The organism is Ruegeria sp. C10 (genome assembly GCF_056537805.1).
Genome location: NZ_JBQFSC010000004.1, coordinates 285,104 through 305,675, shown reverse-complemented (window position 1 = coordinate 305,675; position 20,572 = coordinate 285,104). Strand labels below are relative to the sequence as shown.

17 protein-coding genes are annotated in these 20,572 nt (G+C 57.7%); 12 read left to right on the top strand and 5 right to left on the bottom strand.

Features of this window, described 5'->3' with window-relative positions:
- The first annotated feature begins 4 nt into the window (after window positions 1-4).
- On the top strand, window positions 5-448 hold the full coding sequence (locus tag ACR0DE_RS17825; RefSeq protein ID WP_480754543.1) for a hypothetical protein: 444 nt from the start codon (window positions 5-7) through the stop codon (window positions 446-448).
- A gap of 67 nt (window positions 449-515) precedes the next feature.
- Here the strand turns inward: ACR0DE_RS17825 and ACR0DE_RS17820 are convergent, their stop codons facing one another.
- A complete protein-coding gene (locus ACR0DE_RS17820; RefSeq protein WP_480754541.1) occupies window positions 516-983 on the bottom strand; it encodes a hypothetical protein in 468 nt (155 codons plus the stop codon).
- Between the two features lie 269 nt (window positions 984-1,252).
- Here ACR0DE_RS17820 and ACR0DE_RS17815 point away from each other — a divergent pair, with 269 nt between their 5' ends.
- From ACR0DE_RS17815 to fdhF, 8 genes are all read left to right on the top strand, one after another.
- Entirely contained in the window at window positions 1,253-2,161 is a 909-nt protein-coding gene (locus ACR0DE_RS17815) for a hypothetical protein (RefSeq protein WP_480754538.1), read from the top strand.
- Window positions 2,154-2,492: a hypothetical protein gene (locus ACR0DE_RS17810; RefSeq protein WP_480754534.1), complete on the top strand. Its 339-nt coding sequence runs from the start codon at window positions 2,154-2,156 to the stop codon at window positions 2,490-2,492. Before ACR0DE_RS17815 ends, ACR0DE_RS17810 begins: the two co-directional genes overlap by 8 nt.
- The gene (locus ACR0DE_RS17805) at window positions 2,489-3,076 is read left to right on the top strand and encodes a hypothetical protein (protein ID WP_480754532.1); all 588 of its coding nucleotides are present in this window, start codon (window positions 2,489-2,491) and stop codon (window positions 3,074-3,076) included. Before ACR0DE_RS17810 ends, ACR0DE_RS17805 begins: the two co-directional genes overlap by 4 nt.
- Window positions 3,073-3,858, top strand: a complete 786-nt coding sequence (locus ACR0DE_RS17800) for a hypothetical protein (protein ID WP_480754530.1) — start codon at window positions 3,073-3,075, stop codon at window positions 3,856-3,858. Before ACR0DE_RS17805 ends, ACR0DE_RS17800 begins: the two co-directional genes overlap by 4 nt.
- Window positions 3,859-4,098: 240 nt before the next feature.
- The gene (locus ACR0DE_RS17795; RefSeq protein WP_480754528.1) at window positions 4,099-4,365 is read left to right on the top strand and encodes a hypothetical protein; all 267 of its coding nucleotides are present in this window, start codon (window positions 4,099-4,101) and stop codon (window positions 4,363-4,365) included.
- Window positions 4,366-4,748: 383 nt separating this feature from the next.
- Window positions 4,749-5,045: a hypothetical protein gene (locus ACR0DE_RS17790; protein ID WP_480754526.1), complete on the top strand. Its 297-nt coding sequence runs from the start codon at window positions 4,749-4,751 to the stop codon at window positions 5,043-5,045.
- Between the two features lie 230 nt (window positions 5,046-5,275).
- Window positions 5,276-6,979, top strand: coding sequence for an NAD(P)H-dependent oxidoreductase subunit E (locus tag ACR0DE_RS17785; protein WP_480754524.1), 1,704 nt, complete (start codon window positions 5,276-5,278; stop codon window positions 6,977-6,979).
- 11 nt (window positions 6,980-6,990) lie between these two features.
- Window positions 6,991-9,777 carry a formate dehydrogenase subunit alpha gene (gene fdhF, locus ACR0DE_RS17780; protein ID WP_480754522.1) on the top strand — a complete coding sequence of 929 codons (2,787 nt, stop codon included), beginning with the start codon at window positions 6,991-6,993 and terminating at the stop codon, window positions 9,775-9,777.
- Between the two features lie 47 nt (window positions 9,778-9,824).
- Here the strand turns inward: fdhF and ACR0DE_RS17775 are convergent, their stop codons facing one another.
- The 3 genes from ACR0DE_RS17775 to ACR0DE_RS17765 all read right to left on the bottom strand — a co-directional run bounded on the left by ACR0DE_RS17775 (window position 9,825) and on the right by ACR0DE_RS17765 (window position 17,089).
- Window positions 9,825-13,907 (bottom strand): translocation/assembly module TamB domain-containing protein, encoded by a 4,083-nt coding sequence (locus tag ACR0DE_RS17775; protein ID WP_480754520.1) that lies wholly within the window; start codon window positions 13,905-13,907, stop codon window positions 9,825-9,827.
- Window positions 13,907-15,712 carry a BamA/TamA family outer membrane protein gene (locus ACR0DE_RS17770; RefSeq protein ID WP_170596961.1) on the bottom strand — a complete coding sequence of 602 codons (1,806 nt, stop codon included), beginning with the start codon at window positions 15,710-15,712 and terminating at the stop codon, window positions 13,907-13,909. Before ACR0DE_RS17770 ends, ACR0DE_RS17775 begins: the two co-directional genes overlap by 1 nt.
- 153 nt (window positions 15,713-15,865) lie before the next feature.
- Entirely contained in the window at window positions 15,866-17,089 is a 1,224-nt protein-coding gene (locus tag ACR0DE_RS17765; protein ID WP_480754518.1) for a urate hydroxylase PuuD, read from the bottom strand.
- Window positions 17,090-17,184: 95 nt separating this feature from the next.
- Between ACR0DE_RS17765 and ACR0DE_RS17760 the strand changes: the two genes are divergently transcribed.
- Window positions 17,185-18,099, top strand: coding sequence for a LysR family transcriptional regulator (locus tag ACR0DE_RS17760; RefSeq protein WP_170397469.1), 915 nt, complete (start codon window positions 17,185-17,187; stop codon window positions 18,097-18,099).
- 2 nt (window positions 18,100-18,101) lie between these two features.
- Here ACR0DE_RS17760 and uraH read toward each other — a convergent pair whose 3' ends face one another.
- Window positions 18,102-18,458: a hydroxyisourate hydrolase gene (uraH, locus tag ACR0DE_RS17755; RefSeq protein WP_170404478.1), complete on the bottom strand. Its 357-nt coding sequence runs from the start codon at window positions 18,456-18,458 to the stop codon at window positions 18,102-18,104.
- Window positions 18,459-18,621: 163 nt separating this feature from the next.
- On the opposite strand from uraH, the gene puuE reads away from it, so the two are divergent.
- Both puuE and ACR0DE_RS17745 read left to right on the top strand, forming a co-directional pair.
- Window positions 18,622-20,040 carry an allantoinase PuuE gene (puuE, locus tag ACR0DE_RS17750; protein WP_480754515.1) on the top strand — a complete coding sequence of 473 codons (1,419 nt, stop codon included), beginning with the start codon at window positions 18,622-18,624 and terminating at the stop codon, window positions 20,038-20,040.
- Window positions 20,037-20,522 (top strand): ureidoglycolate lyase, encoded by a 486-nt coding sequence (locus tag ACR0DE_RS17745; RefSeq protein WP_480754513.1) that lies wholly within the window; start codon window positions 20,037-20,039, stop codon window positions 20,520-20,522. Before puuE ends, ACR0DE_RS17745 begins: the two co-directional genes overlap by 4 nt.
- Window positions 20,523-20,572: the final 50 nt, after the last annotated feature.

The window sequence follows — 20,572 nt, the reverse complement described above, 5'->3', positions numbered from 1 at the left end:
CGGTATGGGAAAGTTAAGAGCCGCTCGCGTTCGGCTGGTTGCTGCTGAACCACGGTTAACCACCCTAGACCGCCCGAACCACTTGTCGCCGGATGCCAGAGAGCGCGAGGCGATGTACCAGAGTGATAAGTGGTGGAGGGTGCGCCGGGGAATTCTGGACCGCATGGGTGCGAAGCCAGAGCAGCGCCGGTGTCAGATATGTGGTGCGGCCAAGGCCAACCAGATTGACCACCTGCTAGGGCATTCTGACTCAGAGGCCGACGAATTGGCATTCTGTCTGAGCATGGATGTTCCTGCGCATTGGCGCGATAGGTTTTTCACCGGCCCATTTATTCTGCTCTGCCACGGGTGCCACAGCCGCAAGACGATGTACGAGAAGCGGGGCCAATTGCTGCAATGGGCGCAGAACCATTGGGAAATTCTAAAGCAGTTTAGGCCTTCTGCTTAGGGAAATGACCGATTGGCATAGGCAACTAATGAGCCTGTAGGATGATGGATGCAAATGCCGGCGTCGTTTATGGTACCTCATCTGGCTCTTGGACCTTAGATGCTGGTGGCCTTCTTACATATTTTGCCCAGTTGATATTCTCATGCCCAAACCTAGCCGGAAGTAGCTCATCGCATTCTGCCGTTGTAAGTTGGGGATTGGCCATTAAGGTCCAATGAAGCAATTGCTTGCGCAGTAAAACATAGTCCTTCTCAAGAGCAGCCACTTCCGTCGGTTCATATGTATGAACTGCGCTTTTGTGGCTCGCGTATTCTGAAAGATACCACTTAGAAAAATCGGTGAGGGTTTGAAGTGCGGCCTGCTCAGGATTTTTCCGCAGCTTTTGGCCGTTTTCTAACCAGTAGCATGCAATCTCATCAAATCGCCTATCGGTTTGCAGCGAACCAACAAGACCAAAGCATCCAAAGCTCAGGCCGCCAATGTCATACTGTTTTATGCGCGCTATAATTTCTTTGAATTTGCTTCGCCAGAACACGCCGCTTCCTTTTCGCTTAAACGTGGCACGGAACCCCCGTGATCTAGTTTAGGACCATTCTTTCTGTTCTGCTATGCTTGCCATCCGCGCAAAACGAGTTTTATGCAGTGGGCGCAGAACCATTGGGAAACTCTAAAGCAGTTCAGGCCCAGTGCAAGCCATTGATTGTAAAGTAAAACCCCATAAATTTCGTTAGGTGCGGCACAACGCAACCGCTATCCTTTCCTTATCCCCACAGACGAGTGGTCTTGGCGGATGAGGAGAAGAAAATGTTGACCCGGCTATTGTCGTCGCCCGTCGCCTCATTTGAGGATGGCGGCACGATCACACTAAACGCCCGCATCGGAGGCCAGATTGGAAAATCTGCGGTTCACCGAGCAACCAAATCCCTGAAATTTATCGCTACCTGTTCCGAACCTATGGCCGATCTGGCCGAGGTCGCCGCCGATCTGGCAACCCTTCGGGAACTGGTGCCACAAATTGAGAAGGCCGCGCTTGATACGCTGGCCGCGTCCGAAGTGATCGAAGGCCAGACGATCACCGCAACCGGGCCGCTGATTGACACCGCTATGAACGTGCGGGCACTGGCCGACGCTATCACCATCGCCGAGCCGCAAGCCGATCTCGCCGAGGTCGAGCGGGTAAAAGAGGTATTGTCCCGAACCGCGCACGATCTCGCCCGGGATGCCGTCACGCTAAAGACCCGAGCCGATAAGCTGGAAACGATCCTGAAAACTGCTGTTGGTGAGGTGCTGGCGAGGGCAGATGTTGATCCCTTCGAGGTGCTGGAAAAACACGCAGGGCCGGATGGCTGGAATTATGAACCGCCGCCGCCTGCCGAGGTTCCGGGGCCTGACGACTACGCCCTGTTGCAAGCTGCAGGGAAAGGGAACCGGGATTATGCCCGCGCGTGGTTCCTGAAATGGTCTGGCTTGGACATGGATTCCTACTTTGAGAAGTTCGCCTATGACCATGACCGCGCCCGCAATGAATTTGCCGAGGATGTAACCGCCGCAATCGCCGCTGAATGTGATCGTCCGGTGAAGGTGTTCCGCGCCCGGTTCCAGAAACACAAGGCTGAGGAACGGGCCGCGCTACGGGTAAAAAAGGCTGACGCCAAAGACAAGCGCCGCGCTGATCTGATCGACCGTGCAAAGGGGGTATGGGCCAATGTCTAAAGAGTATCTGTATGGGCCGAAGGATTGGCGGGCATTCATTGAAAAGACCGCCAGCGAGGCCGCGCGCAAGCAACGGAATATAGTTGTCGGGCAGGTAAATGAAACGCTGACCGATGTATTCGAGGCGATGGAAAAGCACGGGAACGCAACCGCCGATCTGGCCGAGCGGCTAAAGGGTGTTGACGGGGCCAGCGTCCTAAAGGGAACCGCCACCGCGCTGCTGGCCGCGAACCTGACAACCCTGCAAGGCTATTGCGACGGGATCACGCTGCACAAATCCCGCGTGGTCAAAAGCCCGCTGCCGAAATTGGTCAAGGGAGTGGTTAAATGAACGCCCGTACTGTTTCGCTGCATGAGTCCGACCATTTGTTAGGTGCTGCCGTGGCCGCTGTCGGGCTGGGATTCACTGGTGATGAATACAAGACAACCGAGGTCCATGTAACCGCCACCGCAACCGATGGCGAGTTTGGTGCCGCGCCACCGGACACAATACCCGACGCCACGCGAGAGCGGCTGGCGCAACTCTACGCAATCGGGCCTGTCGCCGCTGCTGAAAATGCTGTTGATCTGATGAGGGCCGGCGATACCAAGGGACTCGCCGAAGCTGGCGACCTATCGACTGCCGACCTGCAACTATTCGCCCAGTTCGATGGACCGCCGACCTTGGCCGTGAAAACGGTTCTGGCCGTGCAGCATCTGCGCGCCCGTCTGGGGTTCGCTGGCCTTGAGAAAATGGCGAAACTGATCCGCGACATATCAAATCAACATGTCGAACCACTGACCCTTGGTGACCTTGTTCCGATGCCCGCCGCCCGTGGGGCGTGGAAAGCCGCCACAAACCGGCTTGAAAAACTGATGGGGGGCAAGAGCGCGACTGAGCAGATCAATGACCGGTTGAGGGAGTCAAACAAATGAATGAACGCGCCAAGCCAAGCTGCGACGATGCAGAGGCCCTGACGATGGTTCACGAGTTGGGCCACGCACTTTCTCGTTTGTTTCGACCGTCTGAGCATGGGGAGATTGTGCTGCGGGTCGCCTATCCCGAGGGTGATGGCCCGCGCGGCATATGCCTGCACGAACCGCCCGACGCGTCCGACGCAATAGAGGGCTTGTGCCTGCTGGCGGGGTGCGTAACGCAGATCGTTTACCGGCAACCGGAACTTGCACCTGACCTATTGCGCCTTGGCGGACGGTTGGTGGAAGCACTGAAACGCCAAGGGTTTGGGGGCGATGATCTGGTGCAATTCGGGGCCCTGAACCTGACCGAAGGCCAAAGGCATTGGGCCGCGACTGCTGCGGTCTTGTGCGCGCATTGGTGGGTTCATTCTGACACCATCGAATCGGAACTGTCTTACATGCTGGAACAGGACGGGGGGCAAATCTGGGCCTATTGGATCGAAGGTTTGACGCCGGTCTGTATGACCGCGCTAACGCGAATTTCTGATTTATCCACCGTTGTTGGGATGTTCGCCTTGCCAGAATCCGCCGTTCAAGGTCTGCAAGTGGTCGAGGCTTTCCCTGCCCTTAATCTGAGCGCCGTGCGAATGGACGCTCGGAAACATCCGTATTTTGCCACAGCACTGGAATTCGCGCATGGGAACGCGCCGCAAGGTGTGATTTCGACCGCGCATCTGTCCGACGAGCAACAGGCCGAGTTTCTGGCCCAGATTGAGGCCATAAAAAGCGTGGGTCGATGATGCAATGAAACTCGACCACACCGACCCCATCCGCCATCTGCCCGATGACAAGGTAAGCAGGCCCCACCAATCTTCATTGATCCACCAAACGCGATCCGGCGCTGTCAAATCCTTGTCGTTGCAGCAACTCCGGTCCCGGCTGGAGGTTTGCGAAACCAGTGGCCTGCGCATCGCTGCCGCAAATCTGCGTCGTGAGTTGCGGTGGCGGATGCAGAGGGACGCTGAGAGTGAGGCCCAGGCATGAACACGCAAAACGACCTCGCCGCTGCAATCCTGTCAGCAGAAAACGCCGGATATTCGGTTCGCCACAGCGCCGGAGTGGTAACACTGTATCGGCAGAATGGTTGTCGGGCGGCGATTGTTGCTGAGCATAATTTCATCGAAGAATTTCTGCTGGCCCGGCAAAGACCGCCCCAAATGATCCGCAGGGGTCAGAAGCCAGACAACAAGCCAGGCAACAAGAAAGACCCCAAACCGCAGCCCAAGAAGGGGAGCGCGAAGAAATAGGGGGATGCCGTCTGGTCGGAAGGGGTTCTGGCCTGACGAAGACCGTTGGTCAGGGGTGGCCGATGGTGACTGAGCCGGGAGTTCTGTGCGGCCATCCATGTTGCAGGCTCCCGGTTCGGTGACAACACACCGAAATCGCCGTTGAAATGCGTCTGGACAGCGCTGGAGAGGCCGCTCTGACGCTTGTGGTGACTTCGGCGTGCACCCTTACGCCCTGAGCGGGGTGCGAGGGCGTCTGAACTCCCAAAAGTAAACCCTGTGGACAGAATCAGAACAGTATGCTGCTATCTCCGGGCCGGATGACGCAGACCAGCATAGTCATGGTCGACTAATTCTCCGACAGAACCTGCCCCGATAGGGGTGTTTCTGATTTGGAGAATGATATGACCGACAAGTACGAATATCCCGAAACCATGTACAAAATCGAGGCTGATCGTTGGTGGTCGCCTGATCTTTGTAAAGACGAAAACGACGACTATTCAGACGGCTTCTGGCTTTGGCACAACGACCCAAGGTTCGGTCCTGAACCCTCTGGCCCGATGTTCGCTGTAGACTACGACAAGGATAACTGTGTCAGTGTTGGTATCCGTGCGACTGCTGCCAATTATTCGTGGCCCGAGGTCAACGCTCTGATGGACGCGTTCTACTGTGAACTGCCGCCTGAACGGATGCGGAGGTGAGCATGAAACAAAAGGGCGACCCCAGCGGGTCGCCTTTTCTTGTTGATTCCTCGCAGACTATATCTCTCCCGCCGTTTGTCCGCCGCCAGACGCCTCGCACCCCTGTAAATGCAGGGCCGAGGCAATTACGCCGCCTTTGCGGTGATAAACTGTCGTTATCGTGCGATTGAAATATGCGATTTGACGATATGCTAGTCTGATGAGACACGGGGCCTCAATCGGAGGGCATCATGGCACCATTAGACACCAAGCCATCAGGCGCGCCAAAGGGCGTCTGGAAGTCAGGTAAAGGCAAGGGGCGGCACACGCCCAAAGGCCGTCAATTCTCGGACGAGGCACAAGCAGAAATTGCACGTCTGCTGGGCGACCGCCCGCGACGTCGCGATCTGCTGATTGAATTTCTGCATTTGATTCAGGACGCACACGGCCATATCAGCGCCGACCACATCGCCGCTCTGGCGGTTGAGATGCGGATCGGGCAGGCTGAGATTTACGAAACCGCAACCTTCTATGCCCATTTCGATGTAGTGAAAGAGGGTGAAACGCCTCCTCCGGCGTTGACGATCCGTGTGTGCGATTCACTGTCCTGCGAAATGGCCGGTGCCCAGCAGCTGCAAAAAGCGCTGGAAGACGGTTTGGATGCCTCGCAGGTCCGCGTTGTCCGTGCGCCTTGCATGGGACGCTGCGACACCGCTCCAGTGCTGGAGATCGGTCACAACCACATCGACCACGCGACCCCCGAAAAGGTGCAGGCCGCGATTGCGGCGAATGACACCCACGCCCATCTGCCCGATTACGAAGCCTTTGCGGTTTATGAAGCCAATGGCGGCTACGCCAAACTGAAAGAGCTGCGCGAGGGCGGCGATTGGGAGAAGGTGCAGGAAGACGTACTGTCCTCGGGCCTGCGTGGTCTGGGCGGCGCTGGCTTCCCGTCGGGCAAGAAATGGGGCTTTGTTCGCATGAATGAAGGCCCGCGTTATCTGGCTGTCAACGGCGATGAGGGCGAGCCCGGGACATTCAAGGACCGCTACTATCTTGAGCGCACGCCGCATGTCTTCCTCGAAGGGATGCTGATCGCCGCTTGGGCCGTCGAGGCAGAGACCTGCTTTATCTATATGCGCGACGAATACCCGGCAATTCTGGAAATCCTGCGTCGTGAGATTACCGCGCTCGAACAAGCCGGGATCGTCGAAGAAGGCTATATCGACCTGCGCCGTGGTGCTGGCGCTTACATCTGCGGTGAAGAATCCGCGATGATCGAGTCGATCGAAGGCAAAAAAGGACTGCCGCGTCACCGTCCTCCATTCGTGGCGCAAGTTGGGGTCTTTAACCGTCCGACCTTGGTGCACAATGTCGAGACGCTCTATTGGGTGACCAAAGTTTGCCGTGAAGGGCCTGAATGCCTTAACAGCACCGAAAAGAACGGTCGCAAGGGTTTGCGTAGCTATTCGGTCTCGGGTCGTGTCGCAAAGCCGGGCGTTTACCTTCTGCCCGCTGGCTCCACCATTCTGGACGTGATCGAGGCTGCCGGAGGCATGGCCGGGGGCCAGACCTTCAAGGCTTATCAGCCGGGTGGTCCATCCTCGGGTCTGTTGCCTGCATCGATGGATGACATCCCGCTGGATTTCGACACGTTGCAACCACATGGCACCTTCATCGGGTCCGCTGCGGTTGTGGTTCTGTCCGATCAGGACACCGCCCGCGATGCGGCACTGAACATGCTGCGCTTCTTCGAAGACGAAAGCTGCGGCCAGTGTACGCCCTGCCGGGCGGGTTGCGAAAAGGCCGTGAAGCTGATGCAAGCTGACAAGTGGGATCAGGACCTGCTGAAAGACCTGTGTCAGGTCATGGGCGATGCTTCGATCTGCGGTCTGGGGCAGGCGGCCCCGAACCCGATCCGCCTGGTCATGAAACATTTCGCTGACGAAATCTGAGGGAGACAGCCATGCTTGATGCAAGCCCAAACAAGACCGTCACCTTCAACCTGAATGGCGAAGATGTCACCGTGCCCGAGGGCTGGACCATCTGGGAAGCCGCAAAGGGGCAGGGGTTCACTATTCCGCACCTGTGCCACAAGCCGCAACCGGGCTATCGCCCTGACGGCAACTGCCGCGCCTGTATGGTCGAGGTGGAAGGCGAGCGCACGCTGGTCGCCTCGTGCATCCGTCCGGCAGCCGACGGCATGGTGGTTAAGACCGACAGCGACCGGGCCGAGAAATCGCGCGCGATGGTCATGGAGCTGTTGGTTGCGGATCAGCCTGAGGAAGCGCACGACACCTCCAGCCACTTCTGGGATATGGCCAAGCTGAACCATGTCATTGACAGCCGTTTCCCGGCGAAAGAGGCCGAGAAAATCCCGCTGTTGGATGACAGCCACGTTGCGATGCGCGTCAATCTGGACGCCTGCATCAACTGCAACCTTTGCGTCCGGGCCTGCCGCGACGTGCAGGTCAACGACGTGATTGGTATGGCCGGTCGTGGCCACACAGCGCAGGTGGTGTTCGACCAGAACGACCCGATGGGTGCTTCGACCTGTGTGGCTTGTGGTGAATGCGTGCAGGCCTGCCCGACCGGTGCTTTGATGCCAGCAACCGTACTGGATGACCAGCAGCGAGGCGACAGCAAGGACTACGACTCGGAAACGGAAAGTGTCTGCCCGTTCTGCGGCGTGGGCTGTAAGGTTTCGCTCAAGGTCAAAGACGGTAAGGTGAAGTATGTCGAGGGCATCAACGGCCCCGCAAACGAAGGTCGTCTGTGCGTCAAAGGCCGCTTTGGCTTTGACTACATTCACCATCCGCATCGCCTGACCAAGCCGCTGATCCGTCGCGAGGATGCTCCAGCCAAGGGATTGAACGTCGATCCCGGCAACCTGGATACCCATTTCCGTGAAGCAACTTGGGAAGAGGCGATGGATTTGGCCGCGACTAAGCTGATGGCCTTGCGCGAGGAAGACCCGCGCAGCGTTGCAGGCTTTGGCTCGGCCAAGTGCACCAACGAAGAAGCCTATCTGTTCCAGAAGTTCATCCGTCAGGGCTTCCGCCACAACAACGTCGACCACTGCACCCGTCTGTGCCACGCGTCATCTGTTGCGGCCCTGATTGAGAATGTGGGCTCGGGTGCTGTGACCGCGACCTTCAACGAGATCGAAAACGCGGATGTGGCGATCATCATCGGGGCCAACCCGATTGAAAACCACCCTGTCGCTGCGACCTACTTCAAGCAGTTCACCAAACGTGGTGGCAAGCTGATAGTTATGGACCCGCGCGGCGTTGGGATGCGTAAGTTTGCTGATGAGATGCTTCAATTCCGTCCCGGTGCGGATGTTTCGATGCTGAACGCGATCATGAACGTGATCGTGGAAGAAGAGCTCTATGACAGCCAGTACATCCACCGCTGGACCGAAAACTGGGAAGCCGAAAAAGAACACCTGCGCCAGTTCACGCCTGAGGCTATGTCGCCGATCTGCGGCATCGAACCGGATCAACTGCGCCGAGTGGCGCGTACCTTTGCGCAAGCCAAGGCCGGTCTGATTTTCTGGGGTATGGGTGTCAGCCAGCACATCCATGGCACCGACAACTCGCGCTGCTTGATCTCGTTGGCTCTGATGACCGGCAATGTTGGTAAACCCGGTGCGGGTCTTCACCCTCTGCGCGGGCAGAACAACGTGCAAGGTGCCTCAGACGCGGGCCTGATCCCGATGTTCCTGCCGGACTATCAGTCCGTTACCGACGACGGCATTCGGGCCAAGTTCACCAACGTCTGGAATGACGACCGCGACTTCTCGAACGAGAAGGGGCTGACCGTCACCGAGATCATCGATCAGGCTTATGCGGGCAACATCAAGGGTATGTACATCCAGGGGGAAAACCCCGCCATGTCCGACCCCGATGTGAATCACGCGCGCGACGCACTGGCCAAGCTGGAACTGATGATCGTGCAGGATATCTTCCTGACCGAAACGGCGAACTATGCCGACATCATTCTGCCCGCCTCAGCGCTCTATGAGAAGAACGGCACCGTGTCGAACACCAACCGTCAGGTACAGCGTGTGCGGCCCGCCGTGACCCCTCCGGGTGAGGCGCGCGAGGATTGGAAGATCACCGTTGAGCTGGCGCAGCGGATCGGTTTGAACTGGGATTATTCCGATGTTTCTCAGGTCTTTGCTGAGATGAAGCTGACGATGAATTCGCTCGACAACATCACGTGGGAACGGCTTGAGACGGAGACGATCACTTACCCGTCACTGTCCGAGACAGACCCAGGTCAGGCGATTGTGTTCGGCGATGGTTTCCCACGTGCGGATGGTCGCGCCCGGTTCACGCCAGCCAGTGTCATCCCACCGGATGAGGCCCCGGATGATGAATACCCGATGATCGCCACCACTGGGCGCCAACTGGAGCATTGGCATACGGGGTCGATGACCCGCCGGTCCAACGTTCTGGATGCCGTGGAACCTGAAGCGAATTGCTCGATGAACCCGCGTACATTGAAACTGATGGGGATTGAGCCGGGCGATATGATTCGTCTGACTACTCGCCGCGGCTCGATTGAAATCATGGTGCGGGCCGACCGGGCGATTGCCGAAGATATGGTGTTCATCCCGTTCGCTTATGTCGAGGCGGCGGCGAATATCCTGACCAACTCGGCCATCGATCCTTATGGCAAGATCCCCGAGTTCAAGTTTTCGGCAATTCGCGTCGAAAAGATCGCAGACGCCGTCGCGGCGGAATAGTCTTCAATCAACTGAAAAAAGGCGGCCCTTTGGGGTCGCCTTTATTTTCAGTAGTCGCGTTCGAAAAAGATACCCAAACCCGTCTCGCCTCGGCCATCCACGGTGCCGCGAACCGTGAAGCTGTCGGTGACGTCGAGGTTCAAATTCACCTCGGTGTCACCTTCGGTATTGACGGTGAAATCGGTGTAGAGATTGTCGCTTAGATATGCGCCCGCACCAAGGCTGCCCCCACCGCCCTCAGTCGCGCCAAGGTCGATAGTGTCCAGGCCCGTGGCCTCGCGCACCCCTTTGGTAGTATCCCCGCCGGCGCCGCTGAGTTGGGCCAATGAGGCCGCCATCTGCGCAATGACAAACGGTGACAGTTCTGAGAACCGGTTGCCGAACAAGAGCATTGCTAGCGCTTCCTCGGTCGGGCGTTCAGGATCTGAGAATACGTCGACCTCGGGTGAGTCCAGCGGCCCGGCGATCTCGATCGTTGCGGTGCCGTCCGAGGTGCTGGAGGACGATTCAAACTCGATATATGGCGTCAGGTCACCCTGCAGGGTGACCACACCCTTAGTCAGCGCAAGGCGGCGACCAAGGATATCGATATTACCGCGGATAAGCTCAATCTGGCCTGACGGCACAACAGAAGTTGTAGTTCCACCAATCTGTATGCGACCGCCCAGTTCCGCGTTCACGCCGCGTCCTCGGACAAAGACTGCCTTGGGTGCAAGCAATCCGATGTCGAGCGACATGCGCGAGTTGCTTTTAGTCTCATCCTCGGTTTCCACCAGATTGGCGCGTTCCCGCGTTACGAAACCGGCACGGCTTTCGTTCAGGTGTTGGATCGTCGGAATTGGTGCTGCGCCGACTGCTCCTGCGGCGGCTGCAAGATTGATGTTGGTTTCGCCAAAGTTGATCTGCCCGGCCAGCGAACTGTTCCCGGCCAATGCCCCGGTCAGGGCGATCTGACCGTTCAATGTGGTTTCATAGAGCAGCTTGTCTGTCAGCACGAGATTGTTGAGCGCTGTGGTTATCTGGGCGTTGAAGGGTGGCGTCAGATCAATCGGGCCGTTGACGGTAAACCCTCCGCCCGCTCGTAACCCACCCTGCAGTGCAATCGTGGCGCGGCTTTGCGCGATGTTTACGGAACCCCCGATGCCAGTGATTGTCTGTCCCACATCGGGCAAGGCCATCGACGCGCCGGATGTTGAAATCGTTCCGCTAAGCGCATCCAGCGCAGGTGCCCCTTTCAAGGCCAGATCGAACCGGGCAGTACCGGCCAGATTGTTGGGAGAGATAAATGCATTGGCGATACCGATGTTGACACCGCCCTGCATCTTCAGGTCCGCTTCGCCGCTGGTTTCGTTAAAGGTCCCGGCAACCGTTGTATTGATATCGGCGGGGCCATTAGCCTTTGCGTCGATGGTCCACATCCCGGCGTCGCGGCGGGCGGTACCACTGGCGGCGACGGTTCCGGGGAAATCGGGCACAAAACGTTCGACCCGATTCAGGCGGGCGTCAAAGTTTAGATCCGCGGTGCCACCGGTTTCTACAGTTCCGGTTAAATTGGCGTACGAGCTATCTGGTCCCTGCAGGCGCGCATTGCCTTCCAAACCGGACCCTGTAGGGGCGACGTTGCCATCCAGCGTGAGCGGCCCGGACAATGTCGAAGATAGACGGCCGATGTCGTCCAGCATGGCCGAGAAATCGAGGCCACCGGCCTCCCGATCCAATCGGCCCGATGCATCTGCGGTCAGCGCGGTTCCGTTCAGACTGAAAGTGCGGATGTTCAGCCCCTGATCATCGTTGGCGGCATCCACGTTCAGCGTGGTTCGTCCCTGTACCAACGCATCTACGGCTTGGATACCCGTGGCAAGGTCGTCTGCGCTCAGGTTGCCTTTGATATCAAAGGCCTTGCTGCTTTGCGCGGCCCGACCGGTTACGTCGGCATCAATCGACCCGGCCAGATCAAGCCCGGCGAGGCCGGAGAACAAAGACAGGTCGGGGGCGTTCAGCTTGGCGCTTCCATCCACCGTGATGTTTCCGGTGGGGTCATCGATGGTTGCGCCCACCTCGGCAGTAAGAGCAGCACTTTTGACCGTGGCGTTTCGAATAACGATTTGGTTGCCCGAATGCGCACCGTCCAGATTGATTGATGTCCGGCCTTTCAACAGCGGGTCGAACTCGCTCATCCCGGTTTCGATATTTGTTCCGATCACGCTGGCTTGGCCGTCGAATTCCAACGTCTGTACGGTGCCTTTGCCATCCAGCCGGGCCTGTAATGCGCCCGCCAGATCACGCTGTGCGATGCCTGAGAACACCGCCAGATCGGGGGCGTTCACGCTGGCCTGACCGTCAATCGTCAGATTGCCATTTGGCGTCGTGACCGTGCCGCTGGCCTGCGCTGTCAGAGCGTCGCCATTCACGGTGAAATCGCGAATTGTTACCCCATCGGTGTCGCGTTTGGCATCCAGAACGATTTCGGTTTCACCCGTGATCATTGGATCAATATCGTCACGCCCGGTCACCAGATCACGCCCATTCACCGTGACCTTGCCGTCAAAGCTGCGTTCCAGTGGCGAGCCCTTTCCAGCCACCTGGACCGAAGCCTCGCCACCAAGCTGAAGCTGTGCCAGGTCCGAGAACCGCGACAGGTCGGTCGCCTGCAGCAGTGCCGTGCCATCAACCTGCAACCCGGTCGCAAGCCCGCTGATCAACGCATCAGCGTCTAGGGTATAGTCGCTGCCGACCAGTTCGACCCCGGACAATTGCAATGTCTGGTCGCTGCCGTACTCGAACTGTCCATCCAGTGTGATCTGATTTCCGACGGCGGCATTCAGTGCGGCATCTGTCAGATCAATGCCATCCAGCACAGCCTGCAGATCGCCATCGACCGACAGCCCGCTGGATTGATCTAGCGTGCCTTGCCCGCTGATCCGTGCATGATCGAGGTTCAGGTTGGGTGTTTCAATCTTGTTGGTCGTCAGGCTCAGGTCCCAGAGATTGCCATTCTCGGTATTGTACAAGGCCGAAATCTGCGCCGCGCCGATTGACGTATCGCCGCCGCTGACGGGCAGAACGACCTTGTCACCTTCCGGCGGCGTGATACGACCTTGCAGGGCGACCAGTTTCAAAACACCGCCCGAAGCAAGGCTGAGTTCGCTTTTGAGGTCCAGCGCTTCCGAGGTAATCTCGATATCCGATATATCCAGCGCCCCGTCAGAATGGGTGCGCCCATCTACAAACAGCCGTGTGTCGGTACCGAAGAACGTGTCCATCTCTTCGGCCAGAAACGGCGTCAGGTCGCCTCCGACATCGGCAGTAAACGCGATTCCATCGGAAGCGTTGCCACTCTCTTCGGCGGTGCGCAGTCGTACCTGACCGGACACGCGAAGCTGCTGATCGCTGCTTAGACCGATATCAGCATTAAAATCCGTTATCGGCCCCGAGCCTTTTGCAGTCAGCTCAAGCGGCGGGGCATCGGGGATGGACAAGGCCGTTGCGATCAGACCGCCTGATGCTTCGGCTACGGTCAAGTCCAGATCGATCTGGCGGCTGTCGTTCTGAAAGCCTGCTTTCAGATCAATCGTGTCCCCGGCGCGGTCCAGTCGGTCGATATCCAGCGTAGTATCCAGTGTTCCATCAGCCAGCGATAGGTTGCCGTTCACGGCAAGCTCGGCAGCGACGCCGATCAGCGGCTCACCTAAAGACAGGTCATCGACGCGCAGCTCTCCGATTTCGATCGAAACCGGAAGCTCAGGTAGTTGGAAGGGTTGGGTTTCGGCTGAAGGGGGCGGTGCGTCCTTAGTTGTTGTACCGGGTGCGCGGGCGATATCGATTTCCTGCGCCGATAGTGTGTTGACCGAGAACCGACCGCGCAGCAGTGCCAATCGGTTCCAGTCCAATTCAGCGTTTTTAATGGTGAGCCAGACGCCGTCGTCATCGGCGACTGTGATTTCTTGAATCGTCGCACGCGAACTCAGAGCTCCTTCAAGGCCGATCACCCGCACATTCTGATCATCACCAGACAGGGTATCTTGCAGAAACTGCTCGATCATGCTGCCGCCCTCGTCCTGAGCGGTCGCCGCGATGGGAACGGTGATCGCTGCTGAACTTAGCAACAGGGGATATACAACGCGACGCATCAAAAGGCTTGCCCGATCCCGAGGTAGAATTGCAGCCCGTCACCCGTATCGCCCTGAACCGGCACCGCAAGGTCAAAGCGCAAGGGCCCGAAGCCGCCCAGATCATAACGGATTCCAAGGCCCGCGCCAGAATGCTCTTCCGCGCCGCCGCCGATGAATGAGGACGTGTCGACCACACCGTAGTCATAAAACCCAACCAACGAGATTGCGTCAGTGACTTTGCCTCGGACCTCGGCTGAGAGCCCCAGAAAGGATTTGCCACCGGCGACACCATCCCCGACGGGGATACCTAGGCTTTCAAATGGCTGACCCCGTACTGTACCGGCACCACCCGAGAAGAACAGGAAATCTGGAGTCACACCATCTGCCGGAGGTCCGAGGACCGATCCCAACTGCACCCGGCCTGCCAACACCAGCCGACCGGCGGTGCCCAGATCGTTATAGGCGCGACCGTCAAAGAACATTCTCAGGCCGGTATCCGACCCGGAGAACCCGACAAAGGGCATGACTTGCGAGTCTAGATAATAACCGCGCGTAGCACTGACTTTGCTGTCGCGTTCATCCCACTCTGACCGGAACGGAAGAATGAAGTATCGAAACTTGCGCCCATCGCCATAGGCGTCATCCGCGTCCGACCATTGGAAACCTGCCGAGGCTTCGGCGTAGAGGCGGTCAGAGAATGTGCGGCGTGCACCATAGGCAAGCGAGGCGACGGTGACGTTGTAGTTTTCGGTATTGCGCCGTTCCAGCAGGGCGCTCCAGAATGTATTGTCGTCAGGGCCCAGACGATCAGGTTGATCCAGCCGCAGACCAATGCGTCCATCGATATCCTCGGCACCGCCGATATTGCGGATTGCCGCCTCGAACCGCAGCCTTTCGGCTCGCCGGAAAACGTTTCGATGGGTCCACGTAGCTGTAAGATCAACCCCGTCGCGCGAGGCAATCTCGGCCCCAAAGGTCAGGCGGCGCGGTGGCAGGTCTTCAAACGTCGCGTCGAAATCAAGCGTGCCATCCGGGTTGGGTTCTTCATGTTCTTTGAGCGAAACCGTAGCGAATGTGCCGGTACGCCGCAGGCGGGTGCCAACCTTTTGGACCTGTTCAGGCGAATAAACCTCACCCGACGGGAAGCCTGCGACTTTCTCGATCGACCGATGGCGGACATTTGTATCGCCCTGAATGATCATTTTGCCGAACCGCAACCTTGGCCCCGGAGCCAGATCAATTGTCGCGTCCAGCCGTGCCTGCGCATGGCGCGCTATTACTTTCTGATCTTCCACTTCCGCCTTGGCATGGCCTGTATCGCGCCAGCCCTGCACCCCGGCCGAAGCCGCCTGTTGGATCGCTCCGGTGGTCGCGGTCTTACCCGTGGCGAACTCTTCGGGCAGTTCCGTGCCCGGTGCCAGCGGTTGCACGACAGCCGTTCCGAACTTGAACTTCCGTCCCGGTGTGACAAGGATAGTCGCCCGTTTGAATTGGGCTGGAACGTTCAGCGAATTGATTTTGGCGGCTTCCTGCCCGTCAAGCTTGATGCTGACGACGGGGCTGAAATAGCCTTCGTCGTACATGATCTGAACGATGGTGCGGTAGTCGGACAAAGCTGCCGACAGTATTTCCAGTGACGTATCAAGACCACGCGATTCCGAGGTGAAGATGGATGAAGTCTCTTCCAAGCGGTCGACCAGATCTTCAGATGCACCAGGGGCGGATAGGGTCGTTTCTAGCGCGGTAGCAAGATTGGGGGACAAGGCCACAAACGCACCAAAAAGCCAGCCTCTCAGATCGCTGCGCGGTCTGCTCCCTGTCATTGTCTGGCTCCAACTGCCCCAAGTCGAAATCGCTATGGCCGCGAAACAAAACGAATGCGGCGTGTTGAATTCATTTAGAGCATCTGACGGCGCTTAGGGGAAGAACTAAACAAAGTTCAGGTGTTTTTATTGGCAAACTCGTGTGCCAATCCGCTACAGACCGGCATTTCGGAACCAGCGAACAATCGCATCCCGGTCTTCAGGTTCCATATAGGTCACGTTCGCGGGAGGCATGGCATGTGTGACGCCGGATTGCAGATAAATCTGCTGCGCGTTCTGAGCAATGTCAGCTTTTGTTTCCAGCAGGACACCTTTGGGTGCCCACAGGATGCCTTCCCAGACAGGCTCGCGCGCGTGGCACATAGAACAGCGACCCAGAACTATGTCCTGTGCTTCTTCAAAGCCATCCGCTGATGCGAATTTCTGTTCGTAGGGAGTTAGTTGCCGTGCTTCGGCCTCTTGCAACGGGTCGTTCATCGAAGCGGTCGACAACCACATGATGGTCATGAACAGCAAAGCCGTTACCAGCCAGGTCCAGGTTGGGTTTCCAGCGCGCGCATGGCGGGTGTTGAAATAGTGCCGGATCGTGACACCCATCAGGAAGACCAGCGCGGCGATGATCCAATTGTACTCGGTCGCAAAAGCCAGCGGATAGTGGTTCGACAACATCAGAAACACGACCGGCAATGTCAGATAGTTGTTGTGGGTCGAACGCAGCTTGGCGATCTTGCCGTATTTCGGATCAGGTGTGCGCCCGTTCTTTAGGTCGTCCACCACAATGCGCTGGTTAGGCATGATGATGAAGAACACATTTGCGGTCATGATTGTGGCCGTGAAGGCCCCCAGATGCAGCATCATCGCGCGACCGGTGAAAATCTGGTTATAACCCCAGCCCATAATCACCAGCAGCACGAACAGAAGAACCATCAGCAATGTCGGACGCTCGCCCAATCCCGACTTGCAGAGAAAATCGTAGACCAGCCAACCGACAGTCAGCGAGGCAGCCGAGATCAATATGCCTTGCCATAGCGCCAGATCCGCCTTTTGGGCATCGATCAGATAGAGCTCTCCGCCTACCCAGTAGACGATCATCAGTAGCGCGGCACCGCTGAGCCATGTGGCGTAGCTTTCCCATTTAAACCAGGTCAGGTGGTCGGGCATACGTTCTGGAGCGACGAGATATTTCTGGATGTGATAGAATCCTCCGCCATGGACTTGCCATTCCTCGCCGTCCGCCGGTCCGGGGATATCGCGGTTCAAACCAAGATCCAGCGCGATGAAGTAGAAGGATGATCCGATCCAGGCAATCGCGGTGATAACGTGCAACCAGCGCACGCCAAAACCAATCCAATCCCAGAAAACGGCGAAGTCGTACATGCTTATGTCTCCGATTGCGTTGCGCCACACTAGGCAAACGGGCTTTTCTTCGGTATTCCCGTATATTGTCAAACTGTATCAAAAAAAACGATAAGATGTCCTATCTCGACAACATTCGAACCTTTGTCCGGGTCTATGACTTGGGCAGCATGTCAGCCGCCGGGCGGGATATGAGAATTTCACCTGCGGTGACGTCGGCGCGAATTTCGCAGTTGGAGGATCATCTGGGAGTACGCCTGTTTCAGCGCACAACTCGGAACCTGACACCAACAGAGCAGGGGCGGGCGTTCTACCCCGGCGCGGTTGCGGTTCTGGATGCAGTTGATGAGGCAGAGGCCCAGGTCACGCATCTGACCGAAGCCCCCCGCGGGTCTCTGTTTGTTGCCGCGCCTTTAGGTGTCGGGCGCCGGTTATTGGCGCCACATGTACCTGATTTTCTGTCAGAATACCCTGAGATTGATGTGCGCCTAAGACTGACAGACCGCTCGGTTGATCTGACCACCGAAGGCTTGGATCTGGCTTTTTTCATCGGTCAGCCCGAAGACAGCACATTGCGCATTCGCAAGATTGCGGATTGCCAGCGTGTGCTATGCGCGGCCCCTGATTACGTGAGCCGATGTGGGATGCCCGAAGCTGGATCCGATCTGATTTCAGGCAAGCATGAATGCTTGAACCTGCGCTTCCCCGGCGCGGCAGAGTTTCAGTGGATGCTGGAAACTCCCGATGGCCCGAAACGATTTGCTGTCTCGGGCAGGTATGAATGTGACGATGGTGATGTTTTGACCGATTGGGCGCTGTCTGGGCAAGGTATTGCCATGAAACCCGTTTTTGAGGTGTCAGAGCATTTGAAGGCGGGGAGGCTGATCCCGGTGGCGATGAAGACGCCTCCGGTTCCCGTGCAAATGGCCTGTCTGTATACGCATCGCCGCCATCAGGACCCGAAAGCGCGGCTGTTTATGGATTTCATGATTGACCGGATCGGCAAAGTGGTTCGAAGCGCCGAAATCTAGGGCTAGCTGCCCCGGTAGGTCGAGTAGCCGTAGGGGGACAACAGCAGCGGAACGTGGTAGTGCGCGTCCGCATCGGACATGCCAAAGCGGATCGGCACCTGATCCAGAAACAGAGGATCATCGCCATCCTGACCCGTCGCGCGCAGGTAATCTCCGGCGAAGAATATCAGCTCATAAGTGCCGGTTTTAAAGTCGTCCTGCGGTAAGATCGGGCTATTGGTTCGGCCATCCGCGTTGGTTTCCATCTCGACCAGTTTACGGTGCGAGTTCCCTGACACTTTGTAGAGCGCGATTTTCAACCCCTCAGCGGGGCAGCCGCGCGCCGTGTCGAGAACGTGGGTTGTCAGATAGCCAGCCAAGGGTCTCTCCTATGTGTTTCTTTTGGTGTGCCACAGTCTGGGCCAAACCGCAAAATGGTTGAAATGCCGAAAGAACTGGAAACAGTGTTCGGATTGATTTGATAATCAATAGACCGTTTCTGCGGTAAAGCTGTCAAAACACCTAACCGGACTGGAAGACCCTATGCAGCCGCCTCGTTACCCCCGCGATATGATCGGATACGGAGCCAACCCACCTGACGCCGCATGGCCCGGCGGTGCAAAACTGGCTGTGCAGATTGTGTTGAACTACGAAGAAGGCGGCGAGAACTGTGTCCTGCACGGGGACGCTGCGTCCGAGGCGTTCTTGTCCGAGATCGTTGGGGCGGCGCAGTGGCCGGGCCAGCGTCATTGGAACATGGAATCGATCTATGAATACGGCTCGCGGTCGGGGTTCTGGCGCCTGCATCGCTTGATGAAAGACCTACCGATCACCGTTTATGGTGTGGCTACCGCGTTAGCGCGTTCGCCAGATCAGGTTGCGGCGATGAAATCGGCAGGGTGGGAGATTGCCAGCCATGGCCTGAAATGGGTCGAGCACAAGGATATGCCCGAGGCGGAAGAACGGGCCCAGATCGCCGAAGCGATCCGTCTGCATGCCGAAGTTGTAGGGGATCGCCCGCGCGGCTGGTACACTGGGCGCTGTTCGGACAACACCGTGCGTCTGGTCGCCGAGGAAGGTGGCTTTGCTTATGTTGCCGATACCTATGCAGACGATCTACCCTACTGGATGCAAACCGGTGGTCGGGATCAGTTAATTGTGCCCTACACGCTGGATTGCAACGATATGCGCTTTGCCACGCCGCAGGGGTTCAATGCCGGAGACCAGTTCTATTCCTATCTGAAAGACAGTTTCGACGTGCTTTATGCGGAAGGCGAAGCTAGCGCTCCCAAGATGCTGTCGATCGGCTTGCACTGTCGCCTGATCGGGAGACCGGGTCGTGTTATGGCACTGAAACGATTTCTGGATTACGCGCGCGGGTTCTCGGACGTGTGGTTCGCGACGCGATTGCAGATTGCCGAGCATTGGGCCGAGAAGCACCCGGCGGCTGAGCGTCCACAACCCTCGCAAATGGGCCGCGAAGAATTCGTCTCTGCGTATGGAGGTATCTTCGAGCATTCCGCTTGGATCGCCGAGCGCGCCTATGATCTGGAATTGGGCGCGGCGCATGACACGGCAGGCGGATTACACAATGCTTTGACCCGCATGTTCCGGTCCGCCTCAACCGAGGAACGGTTGGGCGTTTTGACGGCCCACCCTGATCTCGCGGGAAAACTGGCGCAGGCTAAGCGGCTGACACAGGAAAGCACGTCCGAGCAAGCCTCGGCAGGGCTTGATGCGCTGACGGATGAGGAACGCGCCACCTTCACCGAACTGAACCAGCGCTATACGGAAAAATTCGGCTTTCCGTTCATCGTTGCCGTACGGGACCACAACAAGGCTTCGATCCTAAACGCATTCGAACGGCGCATCGAACAGGATCGCGAAACCGAGTTCGCCGAGGCCTGCCGACAGGTCGAGCGGATTGCCGAGTTCCGTCTTCACGATGTGCTGCCCTCATGACACGGATTGTCGCTGAACCGATCTCGGCCGAAGCTTTCGCACCGTTTGGTGATCTGATCGATATCTCGGGCGAGCCCGACAAGATCATCAATCAGGGCCAATGCGGGCGGTATCACGACCGGGCTAAACTGGATTTCAGTGATGCCCGCGCGGGCATCAGCCTATTCAACGCCAACTCGCGCGAGATGCCTTACCTGCTGGAGATGGTTGAGCGTCATCCGGATGGCAGCCAGGCTTTCATTCCAATGACCCACCAGCCCTTTCTGGTGGTCGTCGCCCCCGATGAAGGCGGGAAACCGGGTCAACCACGCGCATTCATCACACAAGCCGGGCAAGCCGTGAACTATCACCGTGGAACATGGCACGGCGTCTTAACGCCTTTGCATGGGCCCGGCCTGTTTGCGGTTGTCGATCGCATCGGAGTCGGCCTGAATTTAGAAGAATACTGGTTCAGCACACCGTACGAGGTGGTCAACCGCTGAAACCAGAACCGAAGCCGCCAGAGAAGCGGTAAGAACCCCATTGGATCTTA

Bases quoted from the DNA above. Each gene is read 5' to 3' on its own strand.
- ACR0DE_RS17825 (WP_480754543.1), top strand. From the start codon at position 5: ATGGGAAAGTTAAGAGCCGCTCGCGTTCGGCTGGTTGCTGCTGAACCA.
- ACR0DE_RS17815 (WP_480754538.1), top strand. From the start codon at position 1,253: ATGTTGACCCGGCTATTGTCGTCGCCCGTCGCCTCATTTGAGGATGGC.
- ACR0DE_RS17810 (WP_480754534.1), top strand. From the start codon at position 2,154: ATGTCTAAAGAGTATCTGTATGGGCCGAAGGATTGGCGGGCATTCATT.
- ACR0DE_RS17805 (WP_480754532.1), top strand. From the start codon at position 2,489: ATGAACGCCCGTACTGTTTCGCTGCATGAGTCCGACCATTTGTTAGGT.
- ACR0DE_RS17800 (WP_480754530.1), top strand. From the start codon at position 3,073: ATGAATGAACGCGCCAAGCCAAGCTGCGACGATGCAGAGGCCCTGACG.
- ACR0DE_RS17795 (WP_480754528.1), top strand. From the start codon at position 4,099: ATGAACACGCAAAACGACCTCGCCGCTGCAATCCTGTCAGCAGAAAAC.
- ACR0DE_RS17790 (WP_480754526.1), top strand. From the start codon at position 4,749: ATGACCGACAAGTACGAATATCCCGAAACCATGTACAAAATCGAGGCT.
- ACR0DE_RS17785 (WP_480754524.1), top strand. From the start codon at position 5,276: ATGGCACCATTAGACACCAAGCCATCAGGCGCGCCAAAGGGCGTCTGG.
- fdhF (WP_480754522.1), top strand. From the start codon at position 6,991: ATGCTTGATGCAAGCCCAAACAAGACCGTCACCTTCAACCTGAATGGC.
- ACR0DE_RS17775 (WP_480754520.1), bottom strand. From the start codon at position 13,907: ATGCGTCGCGTTGTATATCCCCTGTTGCTAAGTTCAGCAGCGATCACC.
- ACR0DE_RS17770 (WP_170596961.1), bottom strand. From the start codon at position 15,712: ATGACAGGGAGCAGACCGCGCAGCGATCTGAGAGGCTGGCTTTTTGGT.
- ACR0DE_RS17765 (WP_480754518.1), bottom strand. From the start codon at position 17,089: ATGTACGACTTCGCCGTTTTCTGGGATTGGATTGGTTTTGGCGTGCGC.
- ACR0DE_RS17760 (WP_170397469.1), top strand. From the start codon at position 17,185: ATGTCCTATCTCGACAACATTCGAACCTTTGTCCGGGTCTATGACTTG.
- puuE (WP_480754515.1), top strand. From the start codon at position 18,622: ATGCAGCCGCCTCGTTACCCCCGCGATATGATCGGATACGGAGCCAAC.
- ACR0DE_RS17745 (WP_480754513.1), top strand. From the start codon at position 20,037: ATGACACGGATTGTCGCTGAACCGATCTCGGCCGAAGCTTTCGCACCG.